At 53.6% G+C, this 2940-nt stretch carries 5 protein-coding genes; all 5 read right to left on the reverse strand.

Translation table 11 applies throughout. From position 1 onward, the window contains the following. Nucleotides 1-628 (reverse strand): POTRA domain-containing protein (locus ACSHSS_RS29935; protein WP_445545952.1); only part of this gene is annotated, 628 nt, incomplete at its 3' end. A 70-nt stretch (nucleotides 629-698) separates the two neighbouring features. Beyond that, nucleotides 699-1058, reverse strand: a complete 360-nt coding sequence (locus ACSHSS_RS29940) for a hypothetical protein (protein ID WP_146123932.1) — start codon at nucleotides 1056-1058, stop codon at nucleotides 699-701. Then, nucleotides 1055-1708, reverse strand: coding sequence for a hypothetical protein (locus ACSHSS_RS29945; RefSeq protein WP_254211016.1), 654 nt, complete (start codon nucleotides 1706-1708; stop codon nucleotides 1055-1057). The genes ACSHSS_RS29940 and ACSHSS_RS29945 overlap by 4 nt, the downstream gene beginning before the upstream one ends. A gap of 290 nt (nucleotides 1709-1998) precedes the next feature. Beyond that, nucleotides 1999-2265, reverse strand: coding sequence for a hypothetical protein (locus ACSHSS_RS29950; protein WP_146123933.1), 267 nt, complete (start codon nucleotides 2263-2265; stop codon nucleotides 1999-2001). Beyond that, nucleotides 2262-2780 (reverse strand): hypothetical protein, encoded by a 519-nt coding sequence (locus ACSHSS_RS29955; protein WP_445545953.1) that lies wholly within the window; start codon nucleotides 2778-2780, stop codon nucleotides 2262-2264. Before ACSHSS_RS29955 ends, ACSHSS_RS29950 begins: the two co-directional genes overlap by 4 nt. Between the last annotated feature and the right edge of the window lie 160 nt (nucleotides 2781-2940).

Genomic DNA, 2940 nt, shown 5'->3' on the forward strand with positions numbered 1-2940 from the left:
CGAGGCCCTGCTCTAGGTCGCGCAGGTTCAGCAGTTCGCCGTCGCCGTTCGAGAAGGCAGTCTTCCAGGTGCCGCGGAACTTTTCGTCGGCGAAGCGCACATGGCGAATCACGCCGGGGATCAGCGAAAACTTGAGGGTGCCGGTCGACAGATCCTGTTCCGCCAACAACACGCGTGTCGTCACGTAGCCGCGCGCCAGGATCGCTTGTGATAGACCCTTGACCAGCACATCGGTACCTTGCTTGCCGACGCACTGGCCGGCATAGTGCTCCAACCATTCGCGCGCGAAGAAAAATCGATCCATCGGAAGTGCGGACGCGCCCTGAACCCTCGCTGCATCGGGCAATGAATTCGGCACATCGAGTGCAAAGCGGTCGATACGGAAACACGGCGTTTCGATGGGAAGCGCCGGATACGCTTCAATGCGCGGCACGTCCGACCGAACGGAAGGGGCACGCACTGCCGCATCACGCTGCTGCGCGTCGCGTTGCTGCTGTGCCTGCCGGTCCTGTTCCGCATTCGCACGCGCAGCGGCAGCTTGGTCGGAAGGGGTGGGGATTTGTTGTGCGCACACGGCAAGCGAAGCAGCCACTAATGGCAGCGCAATAAGCGGCCTGATTACTCGCATAAATTGTTTTCCGCGACTTCACGACAAATTCTCAACAATCGCATCAATGCAAAATGCATTGCCCATAAATTCAACGAACTCCTCCCGACTTCATCAAATCCAGCGCAACTTCCAACGTTTCCCGAACGGCCCGCGAGTGGCGCTTCTGTTGATACACAGAAAGTTCAATTGTCTTTAATCGTGGCGGATTAGACATCGAACAAACACCTCTAGCAATCTCAACCTCAGCAATAGTCGTCGAGTTGACCAAGATTCGATAAATGTCTTCCCCTTGCTCAGGAATGCAATCGACAACGAATGCCAATTTAATTCCCGGAAAACTCCCACGTAAAGTTTCGCTCAGCGCATTCGTTCCATCTATCAAGTTTTTAGAACTTTCCAACAATTTTTGACGCACCGCTTCGCCCCTTACCTGTTTATGCGTATTCATTTCAATCTCCCCGGAAACGCGGTGACCAGGTTCCCGAACTTATCGGTCATAACAGTCATCACGGATGTAGGCTGAAAGTTGTCGAACTTATCCGTTCCAATAGATCTTCCTGTATCGACTTCACGGATATACCTCGGCCCTGCCGGCGTTTGTACCTCTTTCGTGATAGGAGTTGAAACCGTATTCGGATCTTGAAGCAGCCTTCTCAAATCACTTTCGCTAATTGTAAACTGACTCGCATTGACGTTTGAATCAAAGTGACGGTCGCCGATGTGCTCAATGCCATCGTTCGTAATGTTGATACGTGACTGAACTCGGCCCGGCGTGGAACCCGCGCTTTCACCCGACTGTTGATCGTTGCCGCTCGACAAAATAGGCCCACCGGGCGTCACGACAGGGGCAACGTTCACAGTCGGACACAAGACACCCGGTCCACACGGTACAGCACCTACTGTAACCGTAGCCCCTGCTGGCCCGCTCGGCGTCTTCGGCCCGCCACCATTCGGGTCGATTTGCGGGTTCGCATCGCCCTGCTGCACGTCGGTCGGCAACTTCACGTGTGAATTCGCCACGTCACGCGGCAAGTTCTTCGCGTCTTCTCCGAAACCCAGCACGTCGCGTTTGAACTGGTCGAACTGGCTCAGCCCCAAGTCCTTGCCCTGCTGAATCAGCGTGTAGTCGAACAGTCCCCCTTGTTGTTCGACTTCTGGCTATCGATCCACTGCAACTCGGGCGAAGGCATTCGCGTCCATCCGGTCCACGTCAGCCGCACTCTGCTCAGGTCGCTGCTGCGCTTGCCAATGCTGTTCAGCGATTGCCCGTGCGTCGGCCGTCCGGACGACCGACGCCGGCGCTTGCTGTGCTTGCGCTACGAGCGACATCTGGCTGCAAATGACAAAGCCGACGTCCGTCACAATTACTTGTACTGCACTCTTGCCGACTACTTGAACCACGGACCAAATCTATCTGGCGGATCGCTAATAATTCCCATTTTTCGCAGACTCATTGGCAATCGTTTCATTAGCACAATAAAAAGCACGATTGCCACTGGCACGAAAACCTTGAGCATTGCCTCATCATCTCCGAGCTTCAACCATATACGAAAAATCCCTGAGATCAAAAAGGCAAAAAAAGCCGAAATAAACATAGAAAAGAGGCCGGTCGTGACACCAATCTCTAACGTCGCATACAGTCTTCGCCAGTTCACCTTTTACCTCCCCCGCTCACTTGCTTCACATCCTCGACAACAGTCGCCCCCTTGCTGGCGACCCCAAATAGCGAAATCGCTTGAGTTGTCCCGTACGGAGCCGCAGTATTAATTAATGGTATTAGCGTATTGTTGTTCATTTTTGGAACTGTAACACCAAACATTGTTCCTTTTCGACCGAGGCCATCAGCGACGCCCATTTTCAACGGAACTTGCGCACGAAGAGCAATGAGCGACGCACCAAGATTAAGCGCGTCATACATTGCATCTCCCCATGTCGGGTTCAATAAATTGAATCCGTAGCGAAGACCGTTCACACCAGGCGTATTGGTACCATTGTATCGATTGTATAGACCATCCGCCCCTTCAGCTATATCACTTACACCAAACGCAATCATTAGAGTTCCCGCCGTACACCCGAGACCCGTTGTGCAAAGTCCCATTCCGGTCGCTGTAGTGGCCCCGCCAACAGCGACTTTTACTCCATTTTTTGCCACTCCAACCGGGTCGCTCATAATAGCGTCCCCCCCTTTTTGCAAAGCGGTATACTCGAACAGACCGGAACCCTTTTGTTGATTTACCCAGTCCAGCTCTTTGGCGAGTGAGGCCGCCTCTACTTCGCTCAGGAAACGCTGATTTATTCGGCTCGGCGGTCATCGCAGACGTAGCCGAGGA

Source organism: Burkholderia sp. BC1, assembly GCF_052683555.1.